The following is an 18,158-nucleotide window of genomic DNA, read 5'->3' as shown; positions in this document are numbered from 1 at the left end:
TTAAATCCATTCTTATTAAATACTTTATGTTACTAATAGCAACGCTATTAGTATTAATTGGTATAACTGAATACTTCCAGTACAAGTCTTACTTAAAATATTTTCAAAATAATGCAATTGAAAAATCAGAAATACTTGCAAGCAATCTTCAAGCAACATTACTCTTTGAGAGTAAAAAAGACTTTGAGGACCTGACAAAGAATCATGAAGCGAATGGAATCATTGTCGTTGATACAAAGAAGAAACTCTTTGCGGCCAGAGGAGAATTCTTTGACTTCCAAAAGATTAATTCGGATATCACATGGAGCGATCACTATCTTATTACAAGAACAAAAATTTATTCTGAATCAGAAGAGCTAGGAACCCTCTTTGTAAGATATGAAACAAGTCGTATTTATACTCTTATTCAAGCTCAACTACTCTATATTACACTTGGAGTTGCAGCCCTTATCATTTCCATACTAGTTGTACTAAAAGTCATTGATGTCCAACTCACCACTCCCTTAAAAGAGCTCAGTGATTTCGCAAAGAAGTTAACTCAAAATGATGATATTAGCTCAAGGTTACAGATCACGGAGAGAAACCTTGAGACCAAGAGCCTTAAAGATTCGTTTAATTGTTTGCTCGACAATATCGAAGATAATAATAAGTCTCTCAATGACCTTAATACAAACCTAGAAAAGAAAGTATCTGAGAAGACAATTGAATTACAAGAAGCTTTCGATGATCTTAAGAAGTTTCAAAATCAAATAGTTGCTCAAGAAAAATTAGCCTCTCTTGGTTCACTGGCCGCGGGAATTGCACATGAAATAAAGAATCCCATCAATTTAATTAATAACTCGGCTCTTATCATTGACCTCTTTTGCAATAAGAACATTACCAATTTTAAATCTAAACTTGAAAGCGATAGCCTTTCCAATGATGACATTGATAAGATTTTTAGTGATCTTCAAGATATCGTAACGGCAAGTCGAATTATCTCAAATAACGGAAAGCGTGCAGATGGAATCATCAAGAGTATGCTCTTACTATCACGATCTCAGCAAGCAGTCTTAGCAAAGAGTAGTTTCTCTGAACACTTAGAGCAGGCCCTTAACTTAAGTTTTCACGCCATGAGGGCGAAACCTAAATCAATTGATGTCAATATCATTAAAAATATTTGTGAGACACCAGAAGTCCCTTGTTTCCCACAAGATCTGGAGCGAGCTTTTGTTAATATCTTAGAAAATTCTTTTTATGCCTTAAAAGAAAAGAAGAAAGATGATCCTAATTTTAATGCTGAGCTCGCAGTATCTCTAGAGGTTCACAACGGATTTGCACATATCCTTATCAAGGACAATGGGATTGGAATGTCAAAAGAAACTCTTACAAGAATCCTAGAACCTTTCTATACCACCAAACCGGCAGGTGCTGGAACAGGACTTGGGATGTCTATGGTTAACGACATCATTACCGCTCACAAGGGAGAAATGAGTCTAGAATCAAGTGAAGGTCTATTTACAAAAGTAAAAATCACTCTTCCTCTTAGTTAAAGATATCTAAGAGCTTTTTAACAATCTCTTGCGTTTCCTCATCTTCAGTAAGTTCAGGCAAGCCGATTAACCATTTTCTAGCGCTATCTATTGATTCAGTACATATGAAATGAGCGATGGTGTGTGATATGGCAAAGACCTTTTCCTCATAGGACTTAAAGAAGCTAAATTCTTTATGATGATGAATGATTATTCTTCTTCCCCAATCAGGAATATTTAAGTCTACAGCTTGTTCGACAAGCATTGCCCCATGATTTTTTACGACTTCTTTTTCTCGATTTCCTAGAGCTGCAAAATCAACACTTTCAAAGTCTTGAATTTTTGCCAGCCTTTCATTCTTTATCACGAGATCATGAAGAACACAGATTGTTGCAAATTCTTTAAGAAGATCTCTATCTGTTAGAATGAGATTGGCCAAATGAAGACTCAAAAGAGAATGGGAACTAATATAATTAGTTTGATCAATGACTCCACTCATGATCTTTTTGATTGATTCGTGCTTATTCAATTCTCTTAAACAGCGAGTCGCACAAGCATCCACAAGCTTAATTTGATCAGCCGAAATCCCCTTCTCCATTAAATATTGGTTAAAACTATCAACAATCTCACTAGCAACGAAGTAGACATCCTCAAGCGTTCCGCACCTCTTGATCTTCCCTTCTAATTTCTCAATTAAATGTGTAATGAGACTTTCGTAGTTTTCTGGACGCATAAAAAAGAACTCAACACCTTTTGTCTCATAGCTTTCAATTCGGTCTAAACCAAGTTCGTCTCCTTCCTTATTAATGAGCATCATTTTACCAGAAACAGAAATCCAGATATCAAAATTTAGAGGATGAAACTTTCTTAGAATCGACGATCGAATTCTACGATATGTCACATTCTCATCACGTGAGGTTTCAATCATTTTCTGTATGGTCTTTATTAGCTCATCCTCACCTACAGGCTTAGGAAGAATATAATAATGTCCATCTGAGTTATTAGAGGTTATTAACTTTTTAGAATCTTCATCAAAGGTAGCCGAGTGCCATGCGAATGGAAGATGAGAGTTTGCCATATTGAAATCATAGACAACCTTTCCATCACCATCAGGCATTCTATAGTCACAAATAATTGAGTCAATATCATCTTCTTCGATAATTTCAACTGCCTCATGACCTCCTAAAGCTGTCACCGTCACGACATCTTTAAAATGACCTTCAATATAAATTTGGAGAATTTCGAGGATATCTTCTTGATCATCCACGAGTAAGATTTTTTTCATAATTTTTCGACATCCATGTCTTTCATTATAACATCGGCGCCCAAGTAGGCGCCTTAAATTTGACTAAAGATTAGAGCTTAACCAATCTTTAACTTCGCTTTCTAAAGACGCAGTCAACTTATCAAGATTGTTAACTTCTGGTGATCCACCTTGAGCAAAATGTGGTTTTCCACCACCTCTACCAGAGACAGGCTCAAGAACTTTCTTTAAAAGATCTCCGGCCTTCACCTTCTTATTAACATCGTCATGAGACCAAACAAATGTCTTAAGAGACTTTTCTTCTTTTCCTACAAGACAAATAAGTTTTACTTCACCTTTATTTAGAAGATCATCACCAATGGCCTTTATAGCTTTAGCATCTGCTTCCATAACACCAGCAAAGAAGTTAACTCCATTAACTTCAAGCTTTACTTCTTTTAAAAAGCTTGTTGTCTTCTGAGCATTTGCCTGTGCTTCTTTGATCTTTTGCTTCATCTCTTTTTTAAGATCTTTAACTCTCGTTGCAACATCAGAAGGTTTAACGTTTAACTCTTCAGCAACATTTCTTAAATAAAGATTTCTCTCTTGCATTAGTTTAATTGCAGCAGCCCCTGTGACAGCTTCAATTCTACGAATCCCTTTGGCCACACTTGTTTCTTGAGTAATAAGGAAAAGTCCAATATCACCAGTGCTAGAAACGTGAGTTCCTCCGCAAAGTTCTACAGATTCACTTCCAAAAGAGACAACTCTTACCTTAGAATCATATTTTTCACCAAATAATGCCATCGCTCCAGCTTCAATAGCTTCTTCATAACCGCAAAGCTTTGTATCACGACCTGTATTATTCATAATCCACGTATTGACTAAAGTTTCAACCTTATCAAGGTCCTCTTTAGAAACAGCGCCAGGATTTTGAAAGTCAAATCTTAGTCTTTCACTTGATACCATAGAACCTTTTTGAATTGCGTGCTTTCCAATCACTTCATGAAGTGCCGCATGCAATAAGTGAGTTGCTGAGTGATTTCTCATACTAGCATTTCTCACTTCTTGATCGACAGTAAGTGTAATTTCTGAATTTAAAGTAAGTTCACCTTCAACAATTTCTGCAACGTGAACATGCTTTCCTTTAATCTTCATCGTATCGATAATATCTAGTTTTGCATTTCCAGCTTGAGCTGTTCCTTGGTCACCGGCCTGTCCACCAGACTCTCCATAGAATGGAGTTTTTTGAGTTGTAAAATAGACAGATTCTCCAGCAGATGCTTTTTTAACAAGTCCATCATTACCATAAATCTTTATAACTTTAGATGTATCAACAAGGCTTTCATAACCAGTAAACTCAGTGTCTGCATCTGACATAAAGGCTTCTTCAACCTTTTCCTGATCAGCACTTAGTGAACCTTTTCTTGAGATAACACGAGAAGCCTTTCTGTGTTCTTCATAACACTTCTCATAGCCTTCTTCATCAATCGTCCATCCCTTTTGCTTTGCAAACATATCAAGTACATCTTTTGGAAGTCCATGAGTTGTCACAAGCTCAAATGCCCATTTCCCATCAAAGATATCCTTTTTTAGGATTTGATCTAGGTTTGATTCAAGAAGGGCCAGGGCTTGTTTAACTGTTGCAGAGAAGTCTTTAACTTCTTGCTCAATATTATAAACAATGGCATCTCTTGCAGATTTTAATTGTGGGTAATAATCCCCTAGAATTTCGATAGTCTTATCAATATGTTTTTTGAAATCAGGCTTCTCAACACCTCTTGCAATACAAGCGGCAACACACTTTCTAATAAGTCTTCTTGGGATATATCCTTGACCTTCATTTCCAGGCATAACTCCTTCTGAAAGAATCATGACTGAAGCTCTCATGTGATCAGAAATCATACGTGTTGTTTGAACATCATTTGAATTAATTAGCTCAGCAGATAAATCAACAAGTGGCTTTAGAAGGTCTGTCTCATAAACTGAGTCACAACCATTCATCACCATAGCAAGTCTTTCTAGACCAGATCCAGTATCAACTGATTTAAGAGGAAGTGATTCGAATGTTCCATCTTTAAGCTTATTAAGCTCCATGAAAACACCGGCATTCCAAATTTCAATATAACGGCTAACATCATCAAAATGTCCACCTGGTGTATATGTTGGTCCGTACTGCTCACCAGTATCATAGAAAACTTCTGTACATGGTCCGCATGGCCCATGATCACCTGCTGGTCCCCAAAAGTTATCGTCCCCTAGAACAACAATATGGTCTTCAGGAACACCACATTTTTTCCACGCTTCAATTGATTCAGTATCTGGTGCAATTCCTAAACTTTCATTTCCTCCGTAAACAGTGAAATAAAGTTTCTTTGGATCAAATCCAAAACCATCAACAAGTAAATTATATGCCAGTGAACAGGCCTTATCCTTGTAGTAGTCACCAATTGACCATGATCCCATCATTTCGAAAATTGTTAAGTGGTGTCTATCACCAACATCATCAATATCTTTAGTTCTAATACATGGTTGAAAGTTAGCAAGTCTTGGAGACGGAGGAGTTTCTCTTCCCAAGAAGTAATTCTTTAAAGGAGCCATTCCTGAGTTGATAAAAAGAAGTGTCGGATCATTTTGTGGCACTACTGACGAAGCACCAATCTTTAAGTGATCATTTTCTTCAAAATATTTCAGAAACTGTTCGCGAATTTCTAAAGAGCTCATTTTCTTCATAACTTTTCAAACCTTTTAAAACTTTTGTAATGCATCATTTTAAGCCATATTTAGGCCATTTTATACATCAAATTTACCCGATCTTCCATAATATTCAGCACGCTTCATGTCATGGAATAATTTTCGCCAGATTTTGATAAAAATTAGCAAAAAAACCTGTTATCAAGCGGGATCTAAAGAGTTATTATAGGGGCAATTTGAAAAGACTATAAAGAAGACATCAGTTACAGGGGAATAATAAATGACTGACTTTTACAAAAACCTAGGGATTAACACTGACAGAGGATCTTACCAAATCTTTAAAGACTCACCGCGCAGTTTCCTAGTTCAAGAAACAGTAAGTAGAGGAATCGGAAAACTAACTAAAGATGGAGCTCTTGTTGTAAAAACAGGAAAGCACACTGGACGTTCGGCCAATGATCGTTACATTGTTAAAACTCCTTCTACTGAAGACACTGTTTGGTGGGAAAACAACCTCCTTCCAATGGATGCAGATACTTTTGCAAGATTAAAAACAAAAGTTATCAACTATTTAAACGAAGACAGAGATCTCTTTATCACTGAAAGATCAGTTGGTGCTGACGAAGTTCACAATATGGGAGCTAGGCTAATCACAACTAATCCTAACCACGCTCTATTTTCTCAACACCTTTTCAGAGAAAAGATGAGAGAGTTCAATGATAATGATTATACAATCCTTCACGCTCCAGAGCTTCAACTTGATCCAGCAGAATTTGGAACAAGAAGTGAAACTGCAGTTGTGACTGATATTGACTCTAAAACAACTATCATCTGCGGAACTCTTTATGCAGGTGAAATTAAAAAGAGTATGTTCGCGGCCATGAACTACGCTCTTCCAGAGACAGGAATTCTTCCAATGCACTCAGGTGCTTCTAGACTGGAAAATGGTGAAGTTTCAATCTTCTTTGGACTTTCAGGTACTGGGAAGACAACTCTATCAACTGATGAAGGATGCTTCCTAATTGGTGATGATGAGCATGGACTTAGCGCTGCAGGTACTTTTAACTTTGAAGGTGGATGTTACGCAAAAACTTATAAGCTTTCTGCAGAGACTGAGCCAGAAATTTTTAAAGCAACAAATAGATTTGGTGCTCTACTTGAGAACGTTGTTCTTGATGAGAACACTGGAACAGTAGATTACTTTGACAAGTCAATTGCCGAAAATGGTCGTTCTGCTTACCCTCTAGAGTTCATTGAAGAGCTAGAGAAGTCTTCTCGTGGTGACACTCCTAAGCATGTCTTCTTCTTATGTGCAGATGCTTTTGGTGTTCTACCTCCTGTTGCAAAACTTACTAAAGAACAAGCTATGTTCTACTTTGTACTTGGATACACAGCAAAACTAGCAGGAACAGAAATTGGTGTTAAAGAGCCACAAGCAACTTTCTCACCATGTTTTGGTGCTCCTTTTATGCTAAGACACCCAAGTGAATACGCAGAACTTCTTGGAAAGTATATTGATGAACTAGGTTTCAATGTTTGGCTAATCAACACAGGTTGGACAGGTGGAGCATACGGAACAGGACAACGTTTCCCACTTCATATCACAAGAAAGATTATTAGAAATATCCAAGCTAATAATGTTTCAGCGACTGCAACGGAACAAGACCCTATCTTTGGTCTAAATATTCCATGTGAACTAGAAGGTGTTTCGTCGACAATTCTTAACCCACAAAAATCATGGGAAGATGAAGCGGCTTACACAGAAAAAGCAAAAGAACTTGCTGCTTCTTTCCACACTCAAATGAAAACATTTGGTGAGTTCTACAACACAAATATTAAAGGTGCTCCAACGCATCAAGCATAATAAACAAGGGCCGCTTCGGCGGCCTTTTTTTATTCTAGGAATTCTATGAAAAAATTGATTTTCTCTCTTCTTTCACTCTCTGCCTTTGGTCACAACCTTTCATTTCATAAACAAATTATTCTAGAGCAAGGTCTCAAAGTTCAAGAAACTCTACTTGGAGGACTTTCTGGTATACGTTATGACGTAAGTAAAAATCTTCTATATGCCGTTAGTGATGACAGAGCAAGAAAGTCTCCCGCGAGATTTTATACTTTTGATGTTTTTGAAAATAAGAATGGTCTTAATTTTAAAGTTAAAGACGCGATTATTCTCAAAACAGGAAAGGGTACAAATTATAGAAAAGGTAGTGTGGATTTTGAAGATATTGAAATCCTAGATGAAAATAACGTCATTATAACAAGTGAGGGGAACCTCATGAGCCGTTATGTTCAACCTCCTAGAGTTATTGTTTTTGAAAAGTCTGGTAAATATTCTAAAGATTACTTAGTTGATACTAAATTCAAACCTCACAGAGAGAATGGGCACTTTGTCTCAGGAATCAGAGATAATTTAGCCTTTGAACCCCTAAGCTTCACTCCTGACAAGCAACACCTTTTTACAGGTGTGGAAGATGCTTTACAGCAAGATGGTCCAGTGGCCTCAACACGAACTCACTCCAATGTTAGACTTATTCGTTATACAAAAACGGGAAGTGGCTACTCTCCAAATGAAGAATTTGTCTACCCACTTGGTCCTATTTCAAATATTGAAACAACTGTGCAGAGCTTAGCAGCACAGTCAGGGGTTCCAGCTGTTCTGGCCTTAGACAAGAATAACCTGCTTGTTATGGAGAGAACTTACTACCCTCTTCAAAATAGAACCACAGTGCAACTATTCAAAGTCACGATTGAAGAAGATACAACCAATGTTCAGGGAATGCATTCTCTTATAGATAAGAAGTTTAAATATGTTAAAAAGAAACTCTTTGTAAACTTTGACGAGTTTCTTCCAAAGCTCTCAAAGGACTATCGCTTCCTCGATAATATCGAAGGATTAGCACTAGGCCCAAATCTAAGAAACGGAAATCAAACATTGATCATTGTCTCTGATGATAATTTTAACAAAGGACAGAGAACTCAATTTATAGTTTTTGAAATCAAAGGAAAACTGTAATGAGTTACTTCTATCTTAAAGCACTTCATATTATCTTTGTTGTGACTTGGTTTGCAGGGCTCTTTTATATTGTCAGACTCTTCATTTACCATGCAGAAGCTCAAGATAAGCCTGACGAAGAAAAGAGAATTCTATCAAACCAGTTCAAAATCATGCAACGAAGGCTATGGTATGGAATTACTTGGCCATCTGCAATTATGACTCTAATCTTTGGGCCAAGTCTAATTCATGTCTTTATGCCTCTTAAAGATCATACTTGGCTAATAACTAAAATCGCCTTTGTCGTAGGACTCTTCCTTTACCACTTAAGCTGTCACCATATATTTAAAACATTACAAAGAGACGAGTTTAAATACTCTCCGACTCAATTAAGAGTGTGGAATGAAGTGGCAACAATTTTTCTTGTCGCCATTGTCTTTCTCGTAATTCTCAAGGACATTACTCATATGGGTTATGGATTAGTTGGTCTTATTCTCTTTACAATGGTGCTAATGGTGGCCATAAAGATTTATAAGCGAATAAGGCTTAAAAATAACCAAGCTTAGCGAAGTGAACTCGGCGAAACTCCGAGACTGTCCCGCAACTGTATAGTCAGATCCTTACTAAGCATTTCTACCCGCGGAGGTTTTATGGATTTATCACGAAGAATTGAAGACTCTATTACAAAAGTCTCAAAAGCAATCTTCCCAAACACAACTAACCACTATGACACACTCTTTGGTGGTACGGCCCTGAAATGGATGGATGAAGTTTCATTTATTACAGCGACAAGATTTACCAGACAAAAAGTCGTGACTGTCTCAAGCTCACGAGTTGATTTCAAAAAATCAATCCCAGCAGGAACAATTGCAGAGCTCGTTGGAAAAGTTAAAATGATTGGGAAAAGTAGTATTGTTGTAGGTGTCGACATCTATCTTGAAGATATGTATTCAGATAGTAGAGAGCTCGCCGTTCATGGGGACTTCACTTTTGTGGCCATTGACGACAATAAAAAGCCCATAAATATCGAAAAACACTTACCTGTATAAGAAAATATCATCATTTAAGCCCCTAATTCAGGGGCTTCTTTGTCACATATCCGCTATAATTAACACTCATGGATATGAAAAAGAAAATACTTCTAACATTAATCACATTAGTAACTATCAGTGGAATTTATATGTTTAACTTTCTAAGAAAGAGTGAGGCCATTGAAACACAAGATAAGATCGGCTCTCACCTAAAAGACATTCAATCTCAAGAAATAGACTGGAAAAGTAAAGGTGACGATTATTGGAAAGAGAAAATGACACCTCTTCAATATCGAGTCACAAGAGAGCACGGAACTGAAAGGGCCTTTACCGGAAAGTATTGGGATGAAAAACGCGAAGGTGTTTATCACTGCTCAGCCTGTGGTCATGAACTCTTCCATTCTGAGACAAAATTTAAATCGGGTACCGGATGGCCAAGTTTTTACAATGTAGTTAAGAAAGACAATATCAAGGAAACAACTGATTCAAGCTTCGGGATGGTGAGAACAGAAGTCTCTTGTTCACGATGTGGAGCACACCTTGGACATGTCTTCAATGATGGTCCTGCGCCAACGGGTTTAAGGTACTGTATCAATTCAGTTTCCCTTGTTCATAGTGAGGACCTTAAATAGTGACAGTTATAAGAAATGGAATATATCGACACTACAAAGGTCACAATTATAAAGTCATCGATATTGTCAAACACACAGAAACCAACGAAGAGTTAGTGCTCTACGAATGTCTTTACGATAACCCTGATGGAAAGTTTTGGGTAAGGCCTATAAAACTCTTTCAGGAAGAGCTCGTTATTGGCTCTCAGCTAGTTCCTCGCTTTGAATATGTAGGAAATACAAAAGGTAAATCGAGACTTTAATTTCAACATCTGGAATATTCATGAAAAAAAGCATTTCAAAAATTGCCCTTCTCTTAGCCATTTTTGCGGCCATCTTCGCGATTAGACACTTTGGCCTCACTGAGTATTTAACCCTTGAATATCTCAAACAGAATCAATCCTACTTCACAAACTATTATACAGAAAATACAAGTCTTACAATTGCCATATACATGGTTATTTATATTATTACGACGGCCCTCTCTCTTCCAGGAGCAACAATTCTAACACTGGCTGGAGGTGCTCTTTTTGGTCTGACAGTTGGACTGGTCGTTGTCTCATTTGCAAGTACGATAGGTGCCACACTCGCTTTTCTTGGTTCGAGATTCTTTCTAAGAGAATGGGTACAAAGTAAATTTGGCGATAAGCTCAAAGTCATAAATAAGGGAATAGAGAGAGAAGGTGCATTCTATCTCTTCACCTTAAGACTTCTTCCAATCTTCCCATTCTTTCTTATCAATCTTGTAATGGGACTAACTCCGATTCGAACGCTAACTTTCTATATTGTTTCACAAGTAGGGATGCTGCTTGGAACGATTGTCTACGTCAATGCTGGAGTAGAGCTTGCTAAAATAGATAGTCTTTCCGGAATACTCTCACCTTCTCTAATTCTCTCTTTCGCCCTTCTAGGAGTACTTCCTATTGTGGCCAAGAAGATCGTAGAGTTTATCAAATCTCAAAAAGTTTATAAGAGATTTCAAAGACCAAAGAAGTACGATTATAATATGATTTCGATAGGTGCAGGGGCTGCAGGTCTTGTCACTTCCTATATCGGTGCAGCGGTTAATGCAAAAGTTGCACTAATTGAAAAGCACAAGATGGGTGGAGACTGTCTCAATACTGGCTGTGTTCCCTCTAAAGCTCTCATAAAATCTGCAAAAGTTATTCACTACTCTAAGAAGTCTCAACAGTACGGAATTGACAATATCGATGTTGATTTTAAGTTCTCAAAAGTAATGGAAAGAGTTCAAGATGTGATCGCCAAAATTGAGCCCCATGACTCAATCGAACGCTACACAAAACTTGGAGTTGATTGCATTGAAGGACAAGCCAAAATACTTTCACCTTGGGAAGTAGAAGTGAATGGCAAAGTTCTCACGACAAAGAACATTACAATTGCGACAGGAGCAGGGCCATTTATCCCACCAATTCCAGGTATCCAAGATGCAGACTTTCTTGTCAGTGATAATCTTTGGGAACTTAGAGAACTTCCTGAAAGATTCATTGTCCTTGGTGGAGGTCCCATTGGGCTTGAGATGGCGCAAAGCTTTTCTCGTCTAGGATCAAAAGTGACTGTGGTAGAAATGTCTTCAAGAATCATGATTAAAGAAGATGAAGATGTCTCTGAAATAATCACAAGTAAACTTGAAGAAGAAGGTATTAGAATCCTGACTTCACATAGAGCTAAAGAGTTTAAGAATCAGGCAGGAAAAAAGACTCTTATTTGCGAATATCAAGGTGAAGATATTGAACTCTCTTATGACAAGGTTCTTATAGCAGTGGGAAGAAAGGCCAATACAAAAGGCTTTGGTCTAGAAGAATTGGGCATTGAAATAAGAGCTAATGGAACCATTGAAACGAATGATTACCTACAGACAAATTACCCTAATATCTTTGCTTGTGGTGATGTAGCTGGACCTTACCAACTCACTCATACAGCAGCTCACCAAGCGTGGTACTGCGCTGTCAATGGCCTCTTCGGAAAATTTAAGAAGTTTAAGGTCGACTACTCTGTCATACCGTGGGCCACTTATACTGACCCAGAAGTGGCTACAGTTGGAAAGAATGAAGAAACTTGTAAGATCGAAGAAATCCCATACGAAGTGACTAAGTATGGAATAGACGATCTCGACAGGGCCATTGCTGATAGTGAAGATTATGGCTTTGTTAAAGTTCTAACAAAACCAGGTACAGATAAAATCATTGGTGCAACAATTGTAGGGAACCATGCTTCCGATTTATTACTAGAGTTTATCTCGGCCATGAAACACGGTTATGGTCTTAATAAAATCCTAGGGACAATTCACACCTACCCAACAATGGGTGAAGCAAATAAGTATCTTGCTGGAGAATGGAAAAAGGCCAGAAAGCCAGAGGGACTCCTTAAATGGGTTAAGAAGTTCCACTCATGGCAGCGAGGCTAATTTAATATTTTAAAAATGACATGAGCGCATAAGAGCACGTTAGCTTATTAGGTCCTGCTTTAACTTCTTGAGTTTTATTTTCCACGACGTAATAAGGCTCATCCTTTCTCTTAACCCAATTCCAGAATCGACGCCAAAGTCCTGGTCTTTTATTGGTCTGAACAGTGACTGTTTCCAGCTTCTTTTCAGGGACCAAGAAAGCTCTTTTTGAATCTACGAACTCTTTAGATTTTGAAACTAAGTCTTGATAGATTTTATCAGACTGCTCACCATACTCTTCTTTAAGAACCTTTTTGAGATCTGCATCGATCTTCGCTCTTATACTATCGCCACTTAGCTTCCCATCAAATTCAGAATCGTAATAACTGAACATTTCATCTGGAAAAGAAATAAGTGTATGGAGAAACTCCATCTCACTTTTGTAGTCTGTCATTTGATTGAAAACAATCACCTCAGGGTCCACAAGAAAAGCCCCAAGCGACTCTTTTCCAAATCTATAGGCCACATCATAGCTTGATGAAAATGACAAAAAAGGACTTCCCATCGGATCATCGGCATGTTGTTTCATCCAAGTTGTAAGTCTAGCAGTTTCAACAAATTTAGAATTTGGATTCTGCGGGTTTTGAGAAAATTCCTTTCCATACATTGTTTGTAGTGATCGTAATCTTCTATTCCAAGTTCCTTGATTTCTCGTCAGTATTGTCGACATAGCACCAAGCTTACCTTGCTTAACCGCTTCTTCTTTTGAAAGTTCGACACCATCTTTAATCATTGGATAGAGCCTATCACCATCAGTCCCTCTATACATTAAGACTCTATCTTTAAGAGCAACTGGGTTTCTAATCTTATTTAAAGTAAAATCCCAAAACTTATGCTCCATTGGAGTCATCTGTTCTCGAGGAATATACTTCTCTAAAAGAGAGGCCACACCTTCTCTATCATTTGCCTGGAGGAGATTCTTTAACTGCCCATCTGCCGCAGCTTTATCAAGTACTTTCATCACATCTTTACGAGATGCTTCCTGAGCTTTCGCTTCCTTTTTAGCAACTTTAATCGCAGACTCTAATTCAGAAATACTCTCCTGAATTTGTGAAACCTTTTCATCTAATGGTTCACCTGAAATTTCTTCTTGAATATCCTCAATCACATCAAGGTGGATATTTTGTAAATGTAATTGAGCTTGTTTATGACCAGCTCTCGCATTCAATGATGTTTCAAAAAATCCAAATGGATTAGGATATAGGTCTTTATCTACAATCTTACTTAAAATACCCATGATTTCATCTTGTGCTGTCATATCAACAGTTGCTTTCTTTGAACCATAGATTTGAATAATGTGATTTCCTAATTCATCAACTTTAGTATCTAGAACATATGCTGTATTTTCTGGTAGATCATCGACATATTTAATACGAACCTGCATTGATCTTAAATCTACAGAGTACCCCGAACCTGCGGCTTCAAAGTTCTTATTCATTCTCTTAATTTTGGCGTAGAGCTCTTCACTAAAACCCTCTTTATCAGAAAGTGCAGCCTCTTCAGAAAGTCTCACTTCTATCTGACCAGAGTGCCTTTCATAACTCGAAATTTCAGAGGCAGGATTTCTAGCCCCCTCAAATGAGCACGAACTTAAATAAACCAAAGAAAGTAAAATCAATAACTTCTTCATCTAGGAAACTCCTTATTATCCGAGTACTCTTGTCGGAAAAATCCCACTGAAACTTGAGCGAGTTAAATCATTGAATATATTAGTGTTTAAACTTTTGACGGCCCTAAAATTCTTTCAATCATCTGAGCTGAAGTCCCGATAGGTGCTAAAGTTAGAAAATAAAAAAGACCTTATTTTGGAGAGAATATTGAAAGCATTACTTCTTACTCTTGCCCTAATTAGCACTGTATCGGCCAAAGACATGACAGGTGCCATGACTCAATCACAAGTAAAAGCAGCTCTAGAAAGCTCTGAAGTTAGAGATACTATCGAGATGATTGAGAGAGTTCATAGCTCAAAATGTTCTTTAAAATCGGTAAACTCATCTATTGGTGATCATTTTATGAAATATAGCTGCAAAGGCGCAAAGTCTAAAATCAAGCTTATTCTAAGGGCCAATACTAAGGGTGATGAGATTTCGCTAAAAAACTACAAAGTTTTTTTTAAGAAGTAATATCTTCTAATTCTAAGAAGAGGTCTTCAATCTTCTGTTGGACTTGATCCAGATCATCAGTTGCAGTTTGAAGGCCTTCGACATTTCCCTCGATTGAATATCGCTCAATATTCTTTTCTAGTAGTCCCTGATAATTTTCAAGAGTCTCAATCTGCCCCATTATTTCTTTTTCTCGTTCAGCAAGAACTTGAGCATTGACCGACTTTTTCTTCTTTGGAGCAACGGCCTTTTCCTTACGCTCTCGACCTTCTTCTTCTGAATCCCAGCCAATCTTTTCTAAGAATTCATCATAGCTTCCATCAAAGAACTCAGCATGACCTTCTCTAAAGATAACAAGCTTATCAACACATCTTCTCAGAATTTCCTCAGAGTGGGTAACAATGAGACATGCTCCCTTATAATTATCTATAGCACTCATAAGGGATTCAATTGATTCCATATCTAAGTGGTTGGTCGGCTCATCAAGAAAGAGAGCATTTGTTTTCTGAGCTAGAATTTTCCCAAGAAGTACTCTCGCCTTCTCTCCCCCTGAAAGAACATTTATTTTCTTTTCAGCGTCATCTCCACTAAAGAGCATTGTTCCACAAATACCGCGAACTGCAGAGTGAGAAAGGTCTGTATTAACTTCTTGGATCTCTTGAATAATATTATTCTCTGGGTGAAGACGACTTACATTAGTTTGTCCAAAGTGGCCTAAACTTAGGGATGAGTGATTCCAAACTTCTCCAGATGTGGCCTTATGAATTCCCGCAATTGTATTTAATAGAGTTGATTTCCCTTTACCATTCTTTCCGATAATTCCAATTCGATCATGGCGTCCAATTGCAAACTTCACATTTTCAAAAAGAGGTTGGTCAAATCCAAAACTTAAATCCCTGACATCAATCACTGTCTTGGCCGGGCATTCCGTATAGTTAAAATCAAAGCGAAGATCTGAAACGGCCTCAAGCTCTTCCATATCTCCGAGCTTTTCAATGGCCTTCAAACGAGACTGAGCTTGAGAAGCTCCACGAGCCTTGGCCCTATATTTATCAACATATTCCTGCATCTGCTGAATCTTCTTTTCTTGATTGGCCTTAGTCTGCTCGTAAATTCGATCTTCTTCTTCTAGTTGAGAGTAGTACTTATCTGTTTCACCCTTTAATTTCTTAACCCTCTTTCGCCAAATTCCCATCGTATGGGTCACAACTGAATTCATAAATTCTTTATCGTGGGTAATAAGAACGACCTCACCGTCAAAAGACTTAAGAAAAGAGCGTAGCCATCTTAAAGAAACAATATCCAGATAGTTTGTAGGCTCATCCAAGAGCAGACAATTTGGTTCAGTTAAGAGAGTTTTGACTAAATTAATACGAATTTGATACCCACCAGAAAATGACATCGGATCTCGATCCATATCTTCTTTAGTAAAGCCTAGGCCAAAGAGATATTTCTCGGCACGGTAAGTTTCGTACTCCATCTCCTTTGGCAGTACAGACATACACTCTTCAATGACCGTCCTTTTAGTAAATTGAATATGTTGTTCCAAAGTACCTAATTTGTAACCCTTTGGAATTGTTAATGTCCCTTCGTCGTATCCCTCTTTTCCAAGGATAATCTTGAACAGAGTTGATTTCCCTGTCCCATTTCTTCCCACAAGTCCTAATCTCTCTCCCTTATTGATTGAGAAAGTGACATCTGAGAAGAGGTTTCTAGCCCCAAAATTCTTCGAAATACCTACCGCTTGGATCATTTTTTACAGCTCTTTTTATTATACAATTACGCATTATTTCACTATACTCCGTGTACTATAACATTTTTGAGGTAATTCATGAACACATCATTTGCGAAGCTAAAGAATATCGCTGTTGTCGCGCACGTTGACCACGGGAAAACGACAATGGTTGATGAACTCTTAAAACAATCTAACACATTCGATTCAAGAGCCGAGATCGAAGAAAGAGTTATGGACTCAGGTGAGATTGAGAGAGAAAGAGGGATCACAATTACGGCCAAGAACTGTTCTTTCATCTGGAAAGATACGAAGATTAACCTTCTTGATACTCCAGGCCACGCCGACTTTGGTGGTGAAGTTGAAAGATCACTTATGATGGTTGATGGTGTTCTTCTTCTAGTTGACGCTTCTGAAGGTCCACTTCCTCAAACAAGATTCGTTCTTAGAAAGGCGCTAAGTAGAGGTCTTAAAGTTGGTGTTATCGTTAACAAGATCGATAGACCAGACCAAAGAATTGATGAAGTAAAAGGTGAAGTTGAAGATCTTCTTCTTGAAATCGCAACAGAACTTGAACTTGAAGACTTTGATATTGATATCCCATTTATGTATGCTTCAGCAAAGAATGGTTGGGCGACACTTGACCCTAGTGAAGAAAGAAGCGACATGCTTCCTATTCTAGACTTCATGGTAAGTGACTTCTACCCAGAACCTGAAAGAGATATTGAATCTCCACTTCAACTTCTTGTTTCAAACCTAACTTACTCTAAGTTCTTAGGACAGCAGTTCGTAGGAAGAATCTCAAAAGGTAAGATTGTGAAGAACCAAAACTTCACATGTGTTATGGCCGACAAAGAAAAGAATTTTAAAGTTTCAAATATTCAGACTTATGATGGACTAACAACTCAAGAAGTTGATGAGGCCCTAGCTGGAGAAATCGTTATCTGTGCAGGTATCGAAGAAGTTCATATTGGTGATACAATCTGTCCAACAGATGCAGTTAATCCACTTCCAAGAATTGAAGTAGAGCCACCAACAGTTGCTGTTAACGTTTCTGTTTCAACTTCTCCACTTAGTGGTCAAGAAGGTGAATACCTAACAAGTAGAAAACTAGAAGAGTTCCTACAAGATGCTTGTCGTCTTAACGTTGCACTTCAGTACGAAGCAACAGATGATCCAAAAATCTTTAAACTAAAAGGACGTGGTGAGCTTCAACTTGCTATCGTTTTCGAAGAGTTAAGAAGAAAAGGTTACGAGCTAATGGTTTCTAGACCAGAAGTTCTTTTCATGGAAGAAGATGGACAAAAATTAGAGCCATATGAAAAAGCTGTTTTAGATGTTCCTGAAGATTTTACTGGAGCAGTTACAGAAAAGCTTTCAATCAGAAAAGGAATCATGTCTGCTATGCAACCAATTGGTGAAGGTAGAACTAGAATTGAATTCGAAATTCCTTCTCGTGGACTTATTGGATATAGATCAGCATTCCTAACTGATACAAGAGGTGAAGGAATTCTTTCAACAGAATTCTTAGGATATAGACCACATGCTGGTGAAATGCTTGCAAGACAAAACGGTGCAATCATTTCGGATAGAGCTGGTAAAGTTACTGGTTATGCCCTATTCAACCTTCTTAACAATGGTGAGTTCTTTATTGAGCCAGGTGATACTGTTTACGAAGGTATGGTTGTTGGAGAAAGTAAAAAAGAAAACGACTCTAACGTTAACGTATGTAAAGGTAAGCAGCTAACAAGTGTTAGAACGGCGGTAAGGATGAG

General features: G+C 37.8%; 14 protein-coding genes and 1 riboswitch. Of the genes, 10 read left to right on the top strand and 4 right to left on the bottom strand.

Annotated elements, in window-relative coordinates:
* Nucleotides 1-1,532: ATP-binding protein (locus tag M901_RS09815; RefSeq protein ID WP_232422527.1), on the top strand; the 1,532-nt coding region annotated here is incomplete at its 5' end.
* On the opposite strand, the gene M901_RS16515 is transcribed toward M901_RS09815, so the two are convergent.
* Nucleotides 1,525-2,796 (bottom strand): response regulator, encoded by a 1,272-nt coding sequence (locus tag M901_RS16515; RefSeq protein WP_021278039.1) that lies wholly within the window; start codon nucleotides 2,794-2,796, stop codon nucleotides 1,525-1,527. The genes M901_RS09815 and M901_RS16515 overlap by 8 nt on opposite strands.
* A gap of 63 nt (nucleotides 2,797-2,859) precedes the next feature.
* Nucleotides 2,860-5,487 (bottom strand): alanine--tRNA ligase, encoded by a 2,628-nt coding sequence (alaS, locus tag M901_RS09805; protein ID WP_021278042.1) that lies wholly within the window; start codon nucleotides 5,485-5,487, stop codon nucleotides 2,860-2,862.
* A 241-nt stretch (nucleotides 5,488-5,728) separates the two neighbouring features.
* Here alaS and M901_RS09800 point away from each other — a divergent pair, with 241 nt between their 5' ends.
* The 7 genes from M901_RS09800 (at nucleotide 5,729) to lpdA (ending at nucleotide 12,510) form a co-directional block, all read left to right on the top strand.
* Nucleotides 5,729-7,312, top strand: a complete 1,584-nt coding sequence (locus M901_RS09800) for a phosphoenolpyruvate carboxykinase (ATP) (protein WP_021278035.1) — start codon at nucleotides 5,729-5,731, stop codon at nucleotides 7,310-7,312.
* A gap of 45 nt (nucleotides 7,313-7,357) precedes the next feature.
* Complete coding sequence (locus M901_RS09795; RefSeq protein ID WP_021278036.1) at nucleotides 7,358-8,464, top strand: esterase-like activity of phytase family protein; 1,107 nt, start codon at nucleotides 7,358-7,360, stop codon at nucleotides 8,462-8,464.
* On the top strand, nucleotides 8,464-9,009 hold the full coding sequence (locus M901_RS09790; protein WP_021278040.1) for a CopD family protein: 546 nt from the start codon (nucleotides 8,464-8,466) through the stop codon (nucleotides 9,007-9,009). Before M901_RS09795 ends, M901_RS09790 begins: the two co-directional genes overlap by 1 nt.
* A riboswitch (cobalamin riboswitch) is annotated at nucleotides 8,969-9,081 on the top strand. Its footprint overlaps the gene before it by 41 nt.
* 12 nt (nucleotides 9,082-9,093) lie before the next feature.
* Nucleotides 9,094-9,492 (top strand): acyl-CoA thioesterase, encoded by a 399-nt coding sequence (locus M901_RS09785; protein WP_021278045.1) that lies wholly within the window; start codon nucleotides 9,094-9,096, stop codon nucleotides 9,490-9,492.
* Between the two features lie 131 nt (nucleotides 9,493-9,623).
* A complete protein-coding gene (msrB, locus tag M901_RS09780; RefSeq protein ID WP_081653418.1) occupies nucleotides 9,624-10,106 on the top strand; it encodes a peptide-methionine (R)-S-oxide reductase MsrB in 483 nt (160 codons plus the stop codon).
* The gene (locus M901_RS09775) at nucleotides 10,106-10,348 is read left to right on the top strand and encodes a DUF1653 domain-containing protein (protein WP_198295383.1); all 243 of its coding nucleotides are present in this window, start codon (nucleotides 10,106-10,108) and stop codon (nucleotides 10,346-10,348) included. Before msrB ends, M901_RS09775 begins: the two co-directional genes overlap by 1 nt.
* 20 nt (nucleotides 10,349-10,368) lie before the next feature.
* On the top strand, nucleotides 10,369-12,510 hold the full coding sequence (lpdA, locus tag M901_RS09770; RefSeq protein ID WP_021278043.1) for a dihydrolipoyl dehydrogenase: 2,142 nt from the start codon (nucleotides 10,369-10,371) through the stop codon (nucleotides 12,508-12,510).
* A 1-nt stretch (nucleotide 12,511) separates the two neighbouring features.
* Here the strand turns inward: lpdA and M901_RS09765 are convergent, their stop codons facing one another.
* Entirely contained in the window at nucleotides 12,512-14,179 is a 1,668-nt protein-coding gene (locus M901_RS09765) for a hypothetical protein (RefSeq protein WP_021278034.1), read from the bottom strand.
* A 187-nt stretch (nucleotides 14,180-14,366) separates the two neighbouring features.
* Here M901_RS09765 and M901_RS09760 point away from each other — a divergent pair, with 187 nt between their 5' ends.
* Nucleotides 14,367-14,672, top strand: a complete 306-nt coding sequence (locus tag M901_RS09760; protein ID WP_034721652.1) for a hypothetical protein — start codon at nucleotides 14,367-14,369, stop codon at nucleotides 14,670-14,672.
* Here the strand turns inward: M901_RS09760 and M901_RS09755 are convergent.
* Entirely contained in the window at nucleotides 14,662-16,404 is a 1,743-nt protein-coding gene (locus M901_RS09755) for an ABC-F family ATP-binding cassette domain-containing protein (RefSeq protein WP_021278038.1), read from the bottom strand. The two genes, M901_RS09760 and M901_RS09755, sit on opposite strands and share 11 nt — an antisense overlap.
* A gap of 78 nt (nucleotides 16,405-16,482) precedes the next feature.
* On the opposite strand from M901_RS09755, the gene M901_RS09750 reads away from it, so the two are divergent.
* The coding region (locus M901_RS09750) for a GTP-binding protein (RefSeq protein ID WP_021278047.1) at nucleotides 16,483-18,158 on the top strand (1,676 nt) is incomplete at its 3' end.

This window comes from Bacteriovorax sp. DB6_IX, from assembly GCF_000447775.1.
Taxonomy (GTDB): Bacteria; Bdellovibrionota; Bacteriovoracia; order Bacteriovoracales; family Bacteriovoracaceae; genus Halobacteriovorax_A.
Note: the sequence above shows the minus strand (reverse complement) of the source record. Positions and strands in the feature narration are given on the sequence as shown.